The following is a 16905-nucleotide window of genomic DNA, read 5'->3' as shown; positions in this document are numbered from 1 at the left end:
GATACCACTGTGGGGTTACTGGCGACGCCGAGAGCGATCGTTCACAGGAATCGGAATCAGTTCCGGTTCCGGTTCAGCCTCTGGCCCTAATAGGCTTTCAATTAACCTACGAGCTAATTCCTTAAGCTTTTCCAGCACCTTTTCTATATAGTCCATGAACTGACCGCTCCTGAGATACTACCTCAATTTTTGATTAACAGGTACGCAGAAAAAAACATACTTTCGCACCTCTGGCTTCCAATCGGGCTGATACACAATCCCGCATTTGGGACATAAGCCACTTCTAAAATTTAGCGTTGTGTTTTCCCTTACTTTTTAGAGTATCACACTTGAACCTAATGAACTGTATCCTATCAAGGATGGATATCAAGGGTCAAGAGTTAAAAATCGGACTTTAGATAGACTATTGAGTAGGAATTTTAGATTTTAGATTTTGGATTAAGAGAATTTTGAGATTCATGTCTTGCCCGTTATGGGCGAAATAAATCTCAAAGACACGCCTTTGTGGCTAATGCTACGCTAGCGTAAATCTAAAATCCAAAATTGTTTGACTTACCACTAGTTTTCTGTACCCTTTTTCTTGGCAGCGGTTGTTGATGATTTCGCAGTTGACTTAGATTTGGAAGTCGTTGATTTACTCGTTTTGCGAGTCGATTTTCCGGTCGATGTCTTAGCTGCCAACAAGTTCAGCGCCGCCGCCAGGGTTACATCTTCTACCGTTTGACCTTCTGGGATACTGACATTAGTTTTGCCATGCTTGATGTAAGGGCCATAGGGGCCATCGTAGATGTTAATTGTTTCTCCATCTTCTGGATGCGTACCCAATTCGCGTAAAGCTGCCTTTGACTTGCTGTTGGTGGAACTGCGCCCCTTTTTCGGTTCGGATAACAGTTCTAATGCACGCTCTAGGTTAATTGTCAATACATTGTCAGCAGCTTTCAGGGAGCGATAGTCTTTCCCCTCCTTACCCTGGTCATGAACCACATAAGGGCCAAAGCGTCCCAAACTTGCTTGGATTTTGCCGCCAGTAACTGGATGAACTCCTAATGTCCGGGGTAGTGCCAATAGACCAACAGCCATTTCCAGGGTAACGGTTTCTGGGGTAACACCTTTGGGTAGGGAGGCTTGTTTCGGTTTGGGGTTTTCGTCGGTTTTGTCACCCAATTGCACATAAGGCCCATAAGCACCAATTTTTACATAAATCGGTTCGCCAGTTTCGGGATGGCGGCCTACCTGGTCAGGGCCTGTGATTTTTTGCCGCAGCAATACTTCTACCTGTTTGGGGTCGAGGTCGGCTGGTGTTAGGTCTTTGGGAATGGAGGCGGTGATAACCCCCTCACCGTTTTCGACTTCAATGTAGGGGCCATATTTCCCAATGCGGACTTTGGCATCTAAATTTTCTAGTTCTACAGTCCTAGCTTTGGTGGCATCAATCTGGCTTTCCTGCTCTTTTACCAGTGTTTCCAGTCCTTTGTCTCCCAGATAGAATTGCTGCAAGTAGGGTAGCCATTTCGCTTCACCTGTGGCAATGTCATCCAGGGTTTGCTCCATCTTCGAGGTAAAACTGGGATCGACAACATCCGGGAAATGTTTTTCCAGCAAGTCGGTGACGGCGAAAGCGGTGAAGGTGGGAATGAGAGCGTTAGTCACCAAATGGGCATAACCCTTATCGATGATTGTGCCAATGATGCTAGCGTAGGTACTGGGACGACCGATACCTTCGCTTTCTAATGTTTTCACTAAAGTTGCTTCGGTGTACCTAGCTGGCGGTTGGGTTTCGTGCCCAACTGCTTCTAGCTCTGTACAATCAGGACGATCGCCCACTTTTAGATTTGGTAAAATTACTTCCTGGTCTTCCAGTGCTGCTTCTGGGTCGTCTGAACCTTCGACGTAGGCACGTAAGTATCCGGGAAATTCAATCCGTTTGCCAGAAGAACGGAATCCAGCATCCTCGACTTGCAATTGCACCGTAATTTGAGTTTGCCGGGAATCAGCCATTTGACAAGCAACAGTCCGCTTCCAAATCAAATCGTAAACGGCAAGTTCCCGACCGCCCAAACCAGTTTCTTGGGGGGTGCGGAAGGTGCTACCCGCTGGACGAATTGCTTCGTGTGCCTCTTGTGCGCCTTTGGATTTGGTGGTGTATTGCCGGGGTTGGGGACTGAGGTATTGTTGACCGTAGAGCTTTTCTACACAACTGCGAGCAGCTGCGATCGCTTGATCTGACAAATGCACCGAATCTGTTCGCATATAGGTAATATACCCTTGCTCGTACAAATTCTGGGCAACCCGCATCGTGTCACGGGCTGAGAGACGCAGTTTCCGGTTAGATTCTTGTTGCAGTGTCGAGGTGGTGAACGGTGGCGACGGTTTGCGCGTCACTGGGCGTTCTTCGATGTCGTTAACATTCCAGGTTTTCCCAGTTAAGCGTTCTTTAAGGGCTACCGCTTGTTCTTCGTTGAGCAACAAGACATTACGACCTGCGGTAATTTGTCCGGTTGCGGCATCAAAATCGCTGCCGTTAGCAATTTTGGTTCCTCCCAGTGTTACCAACTGGGCAGCAAAGGGGGTTTTTTCCTTTGACAAACTAGCTTTCAAATCCCAGTACGTACCCTCACGGAAAGCGCGGCGTTGGCGTTCCTTAGTGACTAAAAGTCGCACAGCTACAGATTGTACTCGCCCAGCAGATAATCCCCAGGCGATTTTTTTCCATAGCAAGGGAGATAGGGTATAGCCCACCAGCCGATCTAAAATCCGTCGGGTTTCTTGAGCGCGAACCAACTGCTCATCAATATTGCGGCAGTCTTTCAGAGCTTTTTTGATCGCCTCTTGGGTAATTTCGTGAAACACCATCCGCTTAGTCGGAACTTTCGGCTTCAGCAGTTGGTATAAATGCCAACTAATGCTTTCACCTTCCCGGTCTTCGTCCGTTGCCAGAATCAGTTCATCTACATCCTTGAGGGCATCTTTGAGCTGGGTAACAATTTTCTTTTTGTCTTTCGGGACAACATATACCGGTTCAAAGTCGGCGTCCACATTTACTCCTAGCTGCGCCCATGATTCTCCTTTGACGGCAGGGGGAATTTCACTAGCCGACTGGGGTAGGTCACGCACATGACCCATAGACGCCTCCACCCGATAGCCTGATGGCAGGTAGTTGCGAATGGTACGAGCTTTTGTTGGAGATTCGACGATGACGAGAGTTGACATGGAAATTTCAATAAAAACAAGAGCTACTAAGCTAAACAGTCAAATTGAGGTAACTTTTACAAATTGTCAAGATAAATGGTCACGCTTAGGGCGGTGATTTAATCCTCACATAAACTACCTGTTTGGGAAAAAATCCGCTGAACTTAATGCTCAGTCTGTCCCAGAGAATAAATGAGGATACGCTGGGTTTGAATTTCCAGCTATTTCAATCTTTAACTTATCTAACGCATAATTGGCGACTATAGTTTTCAAAATATCCTTTAATTGGGAATTGGGCATAGGGCATAGGGCATAAAGCATGGGGAATGGGAGATGAGAAAGCAGGGGGAGCAAGGGAAGAATAATTATTATTGAATTTACCAATGCCCAATGCCCAATGACGGCAGTTGCTCCACTTGGGGAGACCCCAAGACCCAACGGGAAAGGCAGTCCCCCAGACGATCAAGGACTCGCTCTAAGCGAAGCCATGCCGAAGGCTTTACGCTGCGCTATCGACGGGAACCGCCAAGACGGGGGCTGCCTCACCGCACTGCCTCCCCAATGCCCCACTCTAATAGAGCTTGTGCCAAAATTAAATCAAACTTGAGAGCAAAAGCGAAATAGCATTTATACTTATGTCAGGAAAGCAAAACCATGCAACCAATTCGTCAGGGTGATGTTATCTTACTACCTGTGCAGCAGGTTGAAGGACAAAAAATACCTCATTTAACTTTGGCAGAAGGCGAAGTTACAGGTCATAAGCATCAGATTACTGAGGGCAAGGCGGAATTATCTGAAAAAGATGGCACACTTTATTTACGTGTTATTTCAGAGTCGGCGTTGCTAGCTCATGAGGAGCATAAAGCTATTTCTATTCCCCAAGGTGACTGGATGGTGAAAATTCAACGGGAATACGAGCCTGAAGGTTGGCGTTATGTCGCTGATTGAAAAGTTAACACCTGAGCAAGAGGCTTTGATTCCAGTTTATCGGGAAAAGTGGCGAGCGATCGCGCTTTCAACTGAGCGGATTGATAAAGAAAAAGCGGCAGAAATTGTAAAAGCTGCTTATATTGCAATTGACTATGAACAACCTGAAATCCTTTTTCACGACAGTCCTTATGCAGCTTGCAACTGGATGCTAAAACTATCACCTCAATTTGTAGACAGTTACCTCAATGAACCAAAGAGTTTAGACAGCTTATTTTCGCCTCATATCTTTCAAGAACTTTCGAGAAAACTTCATGAACAGCTTGGCAAAAAATTATTATATAAACAATTTTATAAATACTTCTCTGGTATGGCAGATACTCTGGTAAATCATGAAATATTTAATGACTTAATTGAAAAATTTTGTACTCAAGTAAACGAGCAACTAGAGGATCATTCGTGGCTAATTGAAGTTTACCTTCATAACTCCTTTAGACTTGAAAATCACGGTAATTGGATGGACGGATATGATTTTTGCATATCTGTTTTGAACATCGATCATCCTCAACAGGAATGGAAAGTATTTCAATCTTTAATTCAAGAATGTGGTTGGTTGTTTGCGTATGATGATATTTGTATAATATGCGATCGCCCCCTTCACCTACGCTTCGATAATCAAAATCGCCTCCACGCTGAAGGCGAACCCGCGATTGAATTTATTGATGGATATAGCCTGTACTCATACCACGGTGTAACCTTGCCTGAAAAATACGGTAAAATCCACCCGCAGCAATGGCAATCTCAATGGATTTTAACAGAAGAAAATGCCGAACTACGACGAGTACTAATTCAGGGTATCGGTTACGCTAGAATTTGCGAAGAATTGCAAGCTATTGAATTAGATAATTGGCAAGAATATACACTATTAAAAATTGATAACAATGTGGATATCGAGCCGATTTATTTATTAAAAATGACTTGCCCTAGCACAAGCTTTATTCATGCCTTGCGAGTTCCACCGAATATGAACTCAGCGCGTGAAGCAATTAGCTGGGTAAATTGGGATGTAGATCCAGAAGAATTTGGTGTACAAACATAATTACTTAAAGGACTTGCCGATTTAGAAATTGTTCAAAAAGGTAATGACAATCTATTCATGCTAGATGTCACCTTAGCAGAAAGGGCATACTGTAATTCTTAAATGCAGTAACTTGAGAGTTAATTATTCATTTTTGAGTAATACAGTGAAGATACTACCATTTGGATAATTATCTTCGATGGTAATCGTACCGGAATGTGCCTCGATCGCCATTTTGCAGAAAGCCAATCCTAAACCAATTTGCGAAACTTCTGGTATGGAAGTTCCAATTTCATACTTCTCGAAAATGATTTGTCGTAACTCCAGACTTACTCCCGAACCAGAATCAGCGACTTGCACTTTTACACCGCCTGCTACTAAATACTCTCCCCGTAGGGTGACTTGAGACTTGTACGGGGAGAACTTAATGGCATTGGAGAGCAAATTATCCAGCACTCGACGAAAGAGAACTGCATCTATTGCAACAATACCACCAGGTTCGGGTAGTTCGCGTATCAGAGTCAGATTCTTTTGATTAGCGATCGCCTCAATATCTGCCAATGCTGACATACACAGCGTACAAAGGTCTACTTCTGTATAATTGAGAACCATTTTCCCCGATTCCAGCTTTGCCACGATCAGCAAGCTATCGATCAACACTTGTAGTTGTTGTCCAGCAACTAAAATTTGATCGACTTTTCTTTGATGCTGTTCAAATGACAAACCTGACAACCGTAGAATTTCTGCGCCTAAAACAATACTGGTAAGTGGATTTCGCAGATCGTGCACAATCATATTTACCATATCTTCTCGCAGTTTTAGCAATACTTGCATATTGTCGTATTGCTGTTTAATCCGCAACATGGAATGAACTCTAGCTCGTAATTCCACACCATTGACAGGTTTACTAATAAAGTCATCTGCACCCGTCGCCAGACATCGAGCCAAATCTTCTTTATCGGTTAATGCTGTCACCATAATAATCGGCACTGCTTGCCATTGGGAATTGGCTTTGATGCATCGGCAAACTTCCATCCCATCCAGATCGGGCATCATCACATCTAATAAAATCAGATCGGGCTGAAAACTGTCGAGGCGGTTTAGAGCTTGTTGACCACTAGGAGCGTAGTATAGCTGGTAGTTTTCACCATCCAGCAAGGTTTCAATTACATCAAAATTATCGGGTTCATCATCGATTACTAAAATAGAGAGTTGACTATCCATCGAGAATTTCCGCTACCTTCCTAAAAGTTGTTGAATTGTAGTTACAAGCTGTTTAAGTTTTACGGGTTTGGTCAAATATTCGTTAGCTCCAGCTGCGAAACTTGTTTCGCGATCGCCGGGCATAGCTAACGCTGTTAGTGCAATTATGGGAATATGCACAAATTGGCGATCGTTACGGATGCGGCGGATTGCTTCTAATCCATCCATTCCTGGCATTTGAATGTCCATCACAATTAAGTCAGGGCGTTGAACTCTCACAAGATCGATAGCTTGTTGTCCATTGTTTGCCAAAATGAGATGATACCCTCGACTTTCAAGATAGGCGGACATCGTATCAATATTTGCTTGATTATCTTCTGCCAACAAAATCAAAGGAGTTTCCAAAAAGACTTCTGGCAATACAATTAAATTTGGCGAGTCAGAACGGGCAGGATGTTGTAGTTTCTCTATAGTTACCTGAAGTTGAGCGCGGGTAATGGGTTTGACCAGATATTCAAACGCTCCTTGAGCTAGTCCTTTGCTATGTTCATCCACAACTGAAATGATGATCGTTGGAATATCTTTAGTTTTTGGGTTGGGTCTTGAGTTGATTTAGCACCTCCCAACCCGATAGGTTCGGTAGTTGCAGATCGAGAATGATTAGAGCAGGTTGAACTCGCACCACCTCTTCTACGGCTCCTTCACCTTGGGGATAGATGATAGATTGCATTCCCATTTCGTTGAAATAACGAGTAATCTGATCGGCCGCGGCCACAGAATCTTCAATAATCACAACTTGAGCATTTTCAGCAATTAAGGGATAGCTGGGTAATGAAGTAGTTACCTGCTTCCTGAGAAAATTATCGCTGGTACGATAGGGAATACGGACGGTAAAACAACTTCCTTTTCCAACTTCACTGCTAACTAAGACTGTTCCTCCATGTAGGGTAATAATCTTTTGTACCAGTGCCAAACCTAGACCAGTGCCACTGTACTGGCGGTTAAGGCTGCTGTCAAGCTGGATAAAAGGCTGAAACAGCTTGCCAATTTCTTCAGGGGCGATACCGATGCCGGTGTCAGTGATATGGAAGCAGAGATTTGGGGAAGATGAGGGGGATGAGGAAGACAAGGAAGACAAGGAAGACAAGGAAGACAAGGAAGACAAGGAAGACAAGGAAGAATTTACTTCCCCTGCTCCCCTGCTCCCCTGCTCCCCTGCTCCCCTGCCCTCCTGCCCCTCTGCCTCCTCCAGCCTGACTTCTAGCGTTACAGATCCCCGTTCTGGCGTAAACTTGACAGCGTTACTTAACAGGTTGATCAGTACTTGACGCAGGCGGCGATCGTCTACTTGGATGCTGTCAATATTGTCAGAAATATAATTACTAAGACGAATATTTTTTTTCAAAGCCATCTGTTTGACAAAAGCAAGGCTGGTATCACACAGGCTCCTAACAGAAACATCACTTAGTTGCAGTTCCAGTTTGCCAGATTCAATTTTAGACAAGTCTAGAATGTCGTTGATTAGTTCTAGTAAGTGTCTGCCACTGCGCTCAATAGTGGCGATCGCTTTTGCTTGTCTTTCATTAATGGAGCCGAATACACTTTCTTGTAAGCCTTCTGACATACCCAAAATCGCATTCAGAGGTGTTCGCAGTTCATGGCTCATGTTGGCGAGAAATTCGTCTTTGAGGCGAGTAGCGCGGGCAAGTTCCATATTGGCGTTAGCAAGCTGCTCATTTGTTTGCCGTAATTGTGCTTCGGCTTGTTTGCGTTCTGTGATATCTTCATGAGATACCAGTACGCCAATCACCTCTTTGGCGCTATTAGTCAGGGGAATTTTATTAGTTCGTAGCCAGAGTTGTTCGCCATTAGCCCCTTCAAATGGCTCCTCATAGCCTAGTTTAGGTGTTTGGGTGTTCATCACCATCGCATCGTCTGCACAGTAGAGGTGTGCTAACTTGGCCCAAGGTAATTCAAAATCGGTCTTGCCGATAATTTCATCAATTGTCAGTTGAGAATGGCGGATAAATGCTGGATTGCAGCCGAGAAAGCGCGATTGGCGGTCTTTCCAGAAAACACGTTGCGGAAATGTATCTAGTACAGTTTGCAGCATTTTACGTGATTCTTCCAGTTCTTGCGCGGTCTGTTTGCGTTCGCGGATATCAAACAGGGTGGTGCGGCTGTATAGATAGTTACCCTCTGCATCCTTGACAGCAGTAGCGCTTACCAGCACTGGGAAAACTGTGCCATCTTTACAAATCATGTCAAGTTCCAAATCCTTCACCGAACCCTGCTTTTTGAAGTGAGGATAGTTTTGCGCAAAGGACAAGCCACTTGCTTGGGTGAAAAAATTCAGCACGGGTTGACCAATCATTTCCTCACGGGTATAACCCAACCATTGCAGTTCAGTCTCGTTTACCTTAAGCAATCGGCCTTCGCTATCGAGGGAATGATAGCCACAGGGAGCATTATTGTATAAATCTTCGACCTCATGGGCATATTTCGCCAATGCCTCTTGTGCTTCTTTCCGTTCGCTGATATCAGTTATCCTAACTAGATTCATGGTGCGTCCGGCTACAGTAATCGGCTTGGCTGCAATGTTTCCCCAGAAAATCTTACCCTGAAGAGTAATATATTCAATCTCTAGGCTCCAGAAACCTTTTGAGTGCATATCTCTGACGATCGCATCCGTTTCGTTGGTAGTGAATGGCCGCAACTGGAGTGTCTGCCCATTGATATCGACCAATTCAGCGTTGTCAACCGCCTCAAACATTTCTACTGCCCGCCGATTGCAATCTAGGGTGAGCAGGGTTTGCGGATCGACTAGAAAGATGGCATCGGCAGATTCGTTAAAAATTGCTTCTCGCAAATCCCGATTGTGGATGAGTTCCTCTTCGGCTTGTTTGCGTTCGCTGATATCATAGTTAACCCCAATCATCTGTACAGGTTCACCCTGTTGGGCACGCTTGAGAATGCCGTAGCCTTTAAGATAACGAATTTCTCCACTTGGTTGAACGATGCGGAACTCGACATTATATTCTTGCTTTCCTTGCAGAACTTGCTCTATAGTTTCCAACATATAAGGGCGATCGTCTGGGTGCAGGCAGTTTAACCAAGCATCAAAAGAACCGTCAAAATCAGTGTTGCTCACTCCATACAGTTCGTACATTCGATCGTCCCAAATCTGCCTTGCTTGGACGAAATCATATTCCCAAATACCAAATCCTCCAGAGCTGATAGCTATGGTTAGCCGTTCGGAGAGGTGATGCAACTGTTCTTCTGCTTGCTTGCGTTCGCGCAGTGCGGCTTGCTGTTCGCTGATATCTGTCAGTGTGCCGATGTAGCCAATAATGGTGTCGTTGGCGTTAATTTCGGGTAGCACTTGGACATAGAACCAGTTAATGCTGCCATCTGGGCGTAGATGTCTGCCCTCACTCTGATAAAATTCCCTTGGGTTAACACGTTCTTGCTCAAATTTCAAAGACCATTCCCTCCCCAAACGCTCGGCATCTTCTGGGTGCAAAGCCTGTAACCAACCTATCCCCAATGCTGCCTGTGTTGGTCTACCAGTCATCTCACTCCAGCGATCGTTAGCATAGATGCAGTTACCAAAGGCATCCAGTCGGAAAATAGCTACAGGAGCCGCTTCTGCCAAATTTGCATAACGGAGTTCGCTGTCTCGAAGGGCTGTCTCTATTTGTTTTTGCTGGGTAATATCTTTGGCAATACCCAAAAATCCGATATTGTTTCCTTTTAGATCCTGGAGAATTTTTACTGACAGAAATACAGGGAATCGAGAGCCATCTTTACGAATGTAAGTCCATTCGTTTTCATAAGTGCTTCCGTCTTGAGTGACGATAGTAAAAAATTCTCTACCAGGTGCAATTTCCCTACCCAATTTCAACGAGAGTTCTGCTGCTCGTTGCTTGAGTTCCTCTGGGTCGTGAAATGTAGTTGGATTTATTTGCCGAACAACTTCATCTGCTGTGTAGCCCAACATTTTCTGAGCAGCTGCGTTAAAGGTTTGGATGCCATTCGAGTTATTAGAAATAATGGCATAGTCAGTACCATCTAAAATGGCTTGTTGCAAATTAGCGATCGCTAACAATTGAGCTTCTGCCTGTTTGCGTTGTGTAATATCAATATGGCAACCAATCATCCGCAGGGGATTGCCGTCTCGATCCCACGCAATGACGCGACCGGAACAAATGACCCCAAACGGTAGAACCATTTTTATGTCGATATCTCACCTCATTGTAAAAGGGGATTTGTCCGCGACTTTGGACGTGTTGCTCAAAAAGTTCTAGAACACCCGGTAAATCCTCTGGAAAAATCAGGTGTTGCCAGCTGTGTGGTGTATTTAGCAATTCCCAATCTTCGTAGCCTAACATCTGCTTGAAGGTTAAGCTCAAGTACTCTTGATTGCCCTGAATATCCCAGTCCCAGTAACCTGCTAGGCCGACTTTGAGAATTTGCTCCAGAAGACGTAATTCAATTCGCAGCATTTGGGCCCGCCGCCGCTCCTTTTCTGAGAACTTGCGTTCTGTAATATCTATCAGCACGCCCAGCATCCGCAGCAGTTTTCCGGTTGCGTCGTAAACTCCGCGTCCTTTTGCCGATACCCAATGAATGCTGCCATCTTGCCAGACAACTCGATATTCCACAGCATAATCGGTTTGGGTAGCGATCGCTTGCCTCAGTTGCGGCTCAACCCATTCTCGATCCTCTGGATGGACTTGACCCCGCCACTTTTCATAAGTCCAGTTCACATCACTCAGATCGGAACCAAAACAGCGAATTGCATTCTCGCTAGCAAATATTTGATTGATGATTGGGTTCCACTCCCAATAGCCAATACCAGCAAAACTCAGAGTAAGCTTGAGTTTCTCTTCGCTAGCTTTTAGCGCTGCTTCTGTCCGTTGGCGTTCTGCTAGTTCTGCCTGTAATTGCTGATATGCACTTCCTTGTTGAATGGCGATCGCTATTTGCACCGCTAGTCGATCCAACAAATCTAGTTCTACTGATTGCCAATGACGAGGCGCACTACATTGGTGAGCAATTAATAATCCCCATAATTGCTCTTTGACCAAAATAGGTACTACCAGATTGGCTTTGACTTCAAATTTTTCTAGAAGCTGCAAATGACAATTTGTTAAACCAGCCTGATGAATATCGTCGATTGCTCGTTTTTTCCCTTGACGATAGTCACTTCTGGCTTTCTTGTGAAAGCAGGTGTCTATAATCTGCTTTCCCAGAGCCACTGTCCAACCAGGAAGCACTGATTCTGCGACAATTGTACCGCTCATATCCGGCTGAAATTGATAGACCACTACTCGGTCTGCTTTGAGAAACTGCCGTACTTCTGTAGCTGTGGTACGCAGAATCTCTTCTAGTTTCAGAGACTGACGAATCCGTAAGGCGATCGCAGCAATCAGTTGTTGTTGTTCCCGACTTTGTTCTAACTGCCGAGCCAAATCCATCCGTTCAATGGCATGATGAATTGCACCTTGAAGAACTTCAAGTGTGAGTTTATTTTTAACCAGATAATCTTGCACACCACTTTTCATCGCACGAACAGCGATGATTTCATCCCCTTGTCCTGTTAGCAGAATCACAGCAGTTTGAGTATTGCTATGACATTCCCAAAACTGCTGAATAAACTTCAGTCCATCCCCATCAGGCAACGCGAAATCTAGCAAAATGATATCTGGAATCTCCTGTTGACACCATTTCAGTGCTGGCGTTAGCGTTTCAAATTCCAAAAAGCGGTAGCTATACAGGCTGTCTTGCTTCAAAAAGCGACGATATACTTCCCGATCTTCAGCGCAATCATCAATCAGCAGGATTGTGAGGCAAGGAGGATAACTCATAAGTTAAAAATACAAACGCGATCGCGTTTCAAAAAATTATAGCTCGATATCATCGTCTTAATTGCTTGATGTAAATCAAATCACGCTTGGACAAGAAAAACATAGAACAGGCAAAATACCTGAGATATTTTTATATTGCCCTTTAGCGCGATATTTTGCCCAAATACCTTAAAATTTTGGCATTTTAATCGCTTTACGATTAGGTGTTATAAACGAATGGCTTCGCAGTTTTACTTAAACACCTCCTCAGAGATTCAGTAAATTTGCGGTCTTCAAAATTCATCAATTAACAGCCGCAAAAGTAACACTCAAACCTCTGTTTTGCAGTGATTTTTACCATCAGCCAGATTGTTTTAAAGTTTCACATCATCGGTTTTATTGGCTTGTTCCTTACCATTCTTCTAGAAAATCTCCTCTATCCTACGGATGAGCTAGAGTTGCGACTCAGTATTTATTCAGGAATCACAAATAGCCATTCAAGTAAATACTCTCAATTTCATTAGAAAAAAAATCCTGTTTTTCCTCGATTACATTTTCATTTAAATTTTGAATACTAAAACTATTACAAACAATAATTACTAGAAAACATTTGTTTGTAACCAGTTCATTCTCTTGAAAATTTCCAGTTTAAGTACAATTCCAAAAGGAGTTTTAACCTAATGTCACTATCAGGTGTAGAGCGTCAGTTACAGCATAAATTAGACCTTAAACAAGCTGTAAATCACAAATTGAATCCTGTTAACATTGTGTTTTTACTAGTAGGTTTAATTATTCTAGGAAGCTCTAGTTTTATTATCACCTCTTATGTATTGTCTTCAATTAGTTTGATAATTTCATCTTCAGATGCTAATCCTACATCAATTCCCTGGATTGAGAATAAGTTTGACTGTCAATTCAGTAGTAGAACCTGGCGAGATAACAAGTGTTGGGATTATGAACATAATCCTATGTTTTAAAGTTGACTTCTAATTACTTGGATTACACTTAAGCTGCATCTACCTTAAAGATCGTTATTTTTTTACATCAAGTAACAATTCATAACTCAACCCAGTAAAAAACCAAAACATCTTTCATAACAAATAAAAACTATTAAAAACAATATAAATTTTTATAGCAATAAAAAAATCATAGAAAACACTGATGTTTTTTCATTAAATATAAGTAAAATATTATTTACCTTTTGATTAAATATAATTCCATTTCAAGCATATATACATAATGTTCATTAACTCTCTCATCTCTGATAATTTACAACAGACTATCATTCGTCATCCGCTTGTTGTTAGCTCTGAAATTATGCTTCCAGATGTGATTGCATTAATCAATCAAGCATCAGCTAATCATGATAGTTTGCCAATCAAGCATAGCAATTATTTACCTAATCCTGGTAAAGATATAGGTAGCAACACATCTCAAGCCACCAGTTGTGTTTTAGTTCTAGAAAACTCGCATTTGGTGGGGATAATTACGCAACGAGATTTAATTAAGCTGACAGCCCAAGGTCAAAATATAGAGGGTATCAGTGTTGCCCAAGTGATGACCAGAGAGTTAATAACATTGAAGCTAAAAGATTTTAAAGATGTTTTTACTGCTTTACATTTGCTAAGAAAAAATCGAATTTGCCACCTGCCTATTATTGGAGATCGAGAAGAGTTAATTGGATTAGTTACTCCCACTAGTCTACTGGCAGTTTCTATTCTACAAGCCGAACTTTACAATCATACACGAGTTAAACTTGTAGAACGCCAAAAAATTGAGGCAGAACTGCGATTGGAGCGTAATTTTGTTTCTACCGTTTTGAATCTAGCAGACGCTTTAGTTATAGTACTAGATTGCCACGGAAAAGTTGTTCGCTTTAATCATACTTGCGAACAAGCTACAGGTTACGCATTCGATGAAGTTAAAGGAAAATGTGTTTGGGATGTGCTGCTGTTACCTGAAACAACAAAATGTATCAAAGATATTTTTCAAAATTTAGCCGAGAGAGAATTCCCTCAACGTTACGAAACTTCTTTAGTTACTAAAGATAGCGATCGCCGCTTAATTTCTTGGTCAAATAAGGTCTTACTTAACTCTAATAATCAAGTTGATTATATTGTTTGTACAGGCATTGACATTACTGAAAGCCGAAAAGCACAAGAGGAACTCCAACAGACTCGCAACTTTTTACAGTCGATGATTAATAATCTGCCTGTAGCCGTCTTTGTTAAAGATGCTAAACCAGAAAGTTTTGGGACAGTCAAGCTCTGGAATCATACCTGCGAAAATATTTTTGGTGTTACAGCAGAACAGGCTATTGGCAAAACAGATTACGAATTCTTCTCGAAAGAACAAGCAGACTTTTTCTATCAAAAAGACCTAGAAAGTTTTGCTAGCGGTGTACTTCAAGATATTTCTGAAGAACCTATTGACAGTCCTAGTTTTGGCAGAAGAATTTTACACATGACTAAAATTCCTTTGTATGACAAAAACCATCAACCCGAATACCTATTGTGTATTTCCGAGGACATTACAGAATATAAACGAGCAGAAAAAAATCTACAACAAGCAAAAGAGCAATTACAAACGGTTTTAGATGCACTACCTGGGTTTGTTTCTTGGGTAAATGATGATGGATATTATTTAGGGGTTAATCGCCATTTAGCTGAAAGTTTTAACTTGACTCCTGATGCTTTTGTTGGTCAAGAATTGGGCTTTATGGAAAATAGCCCACAATTTACAGAATTTATGCATGAATTTTTAAATAGGCAAGATGTAGCAGATTCTAAGGTTATTGATGTCCAAATTAATGGTAAAACATGTAATTATTTGCTCGTAGCTCAAAAATATCAACAAAACACAGCCGCCGTTGCCATCGGAATCGATGTTACAAAACGCAAACAAGCTGAAATAGCCTTACAAAGTTTAATAGAAAGTACAGCTTCTACAACTGGACGTGACTTTTTTCCAGCATTAGTTGAGCATATTTCTTCGACTTTAGATGTCCGTAATACTTTAGTAAGTGAGTTAATTGATGAGCAAGCTCACACTTTAGGATTTTGGTCTGATGGGCAGTTACAACCCAATATTTGCTATGACCCAAAATCAACTATATGTGAAACTTTGCTCAAGCAAGGATTTTACCAGTGTAGTTCGAGAATTCAGCAACTCTTTCCTAATGCGAAAAGATTAGCTGCTATGGAAGCTGAAAGTTCTATGGGAGTTATTTTAAGTGATGATTTTGGTCAACCAATTGGCTCACTATGCATAGTAGATGACAAACCTATACCTGACCAACATAAATTTGAAGGAATTCTCAAAGTATTTGCAGCCAGAGCATCTGCTGAACTGCAAAGACAACGAGCGCAAGAAGCTTTACAAAAACTCAATCAAGATTTAGAAATCAGGGTTAAACAACGCACTTTAGACTTACAACAAAGTGAGGCAGAACTTAGAGCTATTTTTAATCAAGCAGCTGTGGGAATTCAGCTAGAAACTTTAGATGGACATTTTGTTAAAGTTAATCAAAAGTTATGTGAATTTTTAGGCTATAGCCAAGAAGAAATCCTCCAAAAAAACTTTAGAGATATCACACATCCAGAAGATATACAAATCCATCTAAATAAATTGCAACAATTAATAGCAGGAAAAATAGAAACATTTTCCATTGAGAAGCGTTATTTACATAAAAATGCTAATGTAATTTGGATAAATCTAACGGTATCTCTAATTCGAGATCCGATTGGCAAACCAATTTATGCGATCGGTGTAGTTAAAGATATACGCGAGCGCAAACAAGCTGAAGAAAATATTTGTAAAGCTTTAGTAAAAGAAAAAGAACTCAGTGAGTTGAAATCTCGTTTCATTTCTATGACCTCCCACGAGTTCCGAACTCCTTTAGCTGTGATTGCTTCCTCTGCTGGAATCTTAAAAAGCTTTAGCCATAAACTAGATGAAGAACAAAAGCATAAACATCTCCAATGCATTGAGACTTATGTGCAACATACTACTCAACTATTAGATGATATTTTGCTAATTAATAAGGCTGAAGCTGGAAAATTGGCATTTGAACCAACTTGTATTAATTTAATTAATTTCTGTCGTTCTTTGGTAGAAGAAATTCAACTCAATTCTTCAAAACATACCCTAACCTTTTTTCCTCAGTATTTAGGGAACTCATTAATAGACGATCCCTTTATGGCTTGTATAGACAAGAAACTTTTGCGACAAATCTTGAGCAATTTGCTTTCAAATGCTGTCAAATACTCGCCAGATAGTAGCAATGTTCAAATTGATTTATTAGTTCAAGATGAAAGCGCAGTTTTTCTAATTCAAGATGAGGGTATTGGTATTTTACCAGAGGATCAACAGAACTTATTTGAACCATTCTACCGAGCGAGTAATGTTGGTAATACGCCAGGAACTGGATTAGGTTTGGCAATAGTCAACAACTGTATAGACCTTCATAGAGGAAGAATTACTCTCACTAGCCAGGTCGGAGTAGGTACGACTTTTAGGGTAGAACTGCCACTGATTATAAGTGACTTCCTCAATGAAAAATATCGAATGTGTTATTAGTAAATAATTTTAGGGAACAATAAACTGCGGGAGATTGTTTGGAATCTAATGTAAAATCCAAGTTCTCATCTGAATAATTAG

9 protein-coding genes are annotated in these 16905 nt (G+C 41.9%); 3 read left to right on the top strand and 6 right to left on the bottom strand.

Translation table 11 applies throughout. From position 1 onward, the window contains the following. Window positions 1-15 precede the first annotated feature (15 nt). Entirely contained in the window at window positions 16-156 is a 141-nt protein-coding gene (locus NSTCB13_RS18365) for a hypothetical protein (RefSeq protein ID WP_445631350.1), read from the bottom strand. 402 nt (window positions 157-558) lie between these two features. Then, on the bottom strand, window positions 559-3210 hold the full coding sequence (gene topA, locus NSTCB13_RS18360) for a type I DNA topoisomerase (protein ID WP_448273401.1): 2652 nt from the start codon (window positions 3208-3210) through the stop codon (window positions 559-561). Window positions 3211-3843: 633 nt separating this feature from the next. Between topA and NSTCB13_RS18355 the strand changes: the two genes are divergently transcribed. Together NSTCB13_RS18355 and NSTCB13_RS18350 are read left to right on the top strand one after the other, a co-directional pair. Next, window positions 3844-4137, top strand: a complete 294-nt coding sequence (locus tag NSTCB13_RS18355) for a hypothetical protein (RefSeq protein ID WP_448273399.1) — start codon at window positions 3844-3846, stop codon at window positions 4135-4137. Further along, window positions 4124-5215, top strand: coding sequence for a DUF6745 domain-containing protein (locus NSTCB13_RS18350; RefSeq protein ID WP_448267275.1), 1092 nt, complete (start codon window positions 4124-4126; stop codon window positions 5213-5215). Before NSTCB13_RS18355 ends, NSTCB13_RS18350 begins: the two co-directional genes overlap by 14 nt. Window positions 5216-5338: 123 nt before the next feature. Here NSTCB13_RS18350 and NSTCB13_RS18345 read toward each other — a convergent pair whose 3' ends face one another. From NSTCB13_RS18345 to NSTCB13_RS18330, 4 genes are read right to left on the bottom strand one after another with little or no spacing between them, the layout of a single operon-like run. Continuing rightward, entirely contained in the window at window positions 5339-6418 is a 1080-nt protein-coding gene (locus tag NSTCB13_RS18345; RefSeq protein WP_448273398.1) for a hybrid sensor histidine kinase/response regulator, read from the bottom strand. A gap of 12 nt (window positions 6419-6430) precedes the next feature. Continuing rightward, window positions 6431-6952, bottom strand: coding sequence for a response regulator (locus NSTCB13_RS18340; RefSeq protein ID WP_448273397.1), 522 nt, complete (start codon window positions 6950-6952; stop codon window positions 6431-6433). Window positions 6953-6980: 28 nt separating this feature from the next. After that, on the bottom strand, window positions 6981-10628 hold the full coding sequence (locus NSTCB13_RS18335; protein ID WP_448273396.1) for a PAS domain S-box protein: 3648 nt from the start codon (window positions 10626-10628) through the stop codon (window positions 6981-6983). After that, window positions 10537-12267: a PAS domain-containing protein gene (locus NSTCB13_RS18330; RefSeq protein WP_448273395.1), complete on the bottom strand. Its 1731-nt coding sequence runs from the start codon at window positions 12265-12267 to the stop codon at window positions 10537-10539. Before NSTCB13_RS18330 ends, NSTCB13_RS18335 begins: the two co-directional genes overlap by 92 nt. Window positions 12268-13485: 1218 nt before the next feature. On the opposite strand from NSTCB13_RS18330, the gene NSTCB13_RS18325 reads away from it, so the two are divergent. Beyond that, window positions 13486-16824, top strand: a complete 3339-nt coding sequence (locus NSTCB13_RS18325) for a PAS domain S-box protein (RefSeq protein WP_448267272.1) — start codon at window positions 13486-13488, stop codon at window positions 16822-16824. Window positions 16825-16905 lie beyond the last annotated feature (81 nt).

The organism is Nostoc sp. DSM 114160 (assembly GCF_053470305.1).
This window is presented reverse-complemented; position numbering and strand designations above follow the sequence as displayed.

What these genes read in the sequence shown, in the direction of transcription:
- NSTCB13_RS18365 (WP_445631350.1), bottom strand. Translation starts at nt 156, where the DNA reads ATGGACTATATAGAAAAGGTGCTGGAAAAGCTTAAGGAATTAGCTCGT.
- topA (WP_448273401.1), bottom strand. Translation starts at nt 3,210, where the DNA reads ATGTCAACTCTCGTCATCGTCGAATCTCCAACAAAAGCTCGTACCATT.
- NSTCB13_RS18355 (WP_448273399.1), top strand. Translation starts at nt 3,844, where the DNA reads ATGCAACCAATTCGTCAGGGTGATGTTATCTTACTACCTGTGCAGCAG.
- NSTCB13_RS18350 (WP_448267275.1), top strand. Translation starts at nt 4,124, where the DNA reads ATGTCGCTGATTGAAAAGTTAACACCTGAGCAAGAGGCTTTGATTCCA.
- NSTCB13_RS18345 (WP_448273398.1), bottom strand. Translation starts at nt 6,418, where the DNA reads ATGGATAGTCAACTCTCTATTTTAGTAATCGATGATGAACCCGATAAT.
- NSTCB13_RS18335 (WP_448273396.1), bottom strand. Translation starts at nt 10,628, where the DNA reads ATGGTTCTACCGTTTGGGGTCATTTGTTCCGGTCGCGTCATTGCGTGG.
- NSTCB13_RS18330 (WP_448273395.1), bottom strand. Translation starts at nt 12,267, where the DNA reads ATGAGTTATCCTCCTTGCCTCACAATCCTGCTGATTGATGATTGCGCT.
- NSTCB13_RS18325 (WP_448267272.1), top strand. Translation starts at nt 13,486, where the DNA reads ATGTTCATTAACTCTCTCATCTCTGATAATTTACAACAGACTATCATT.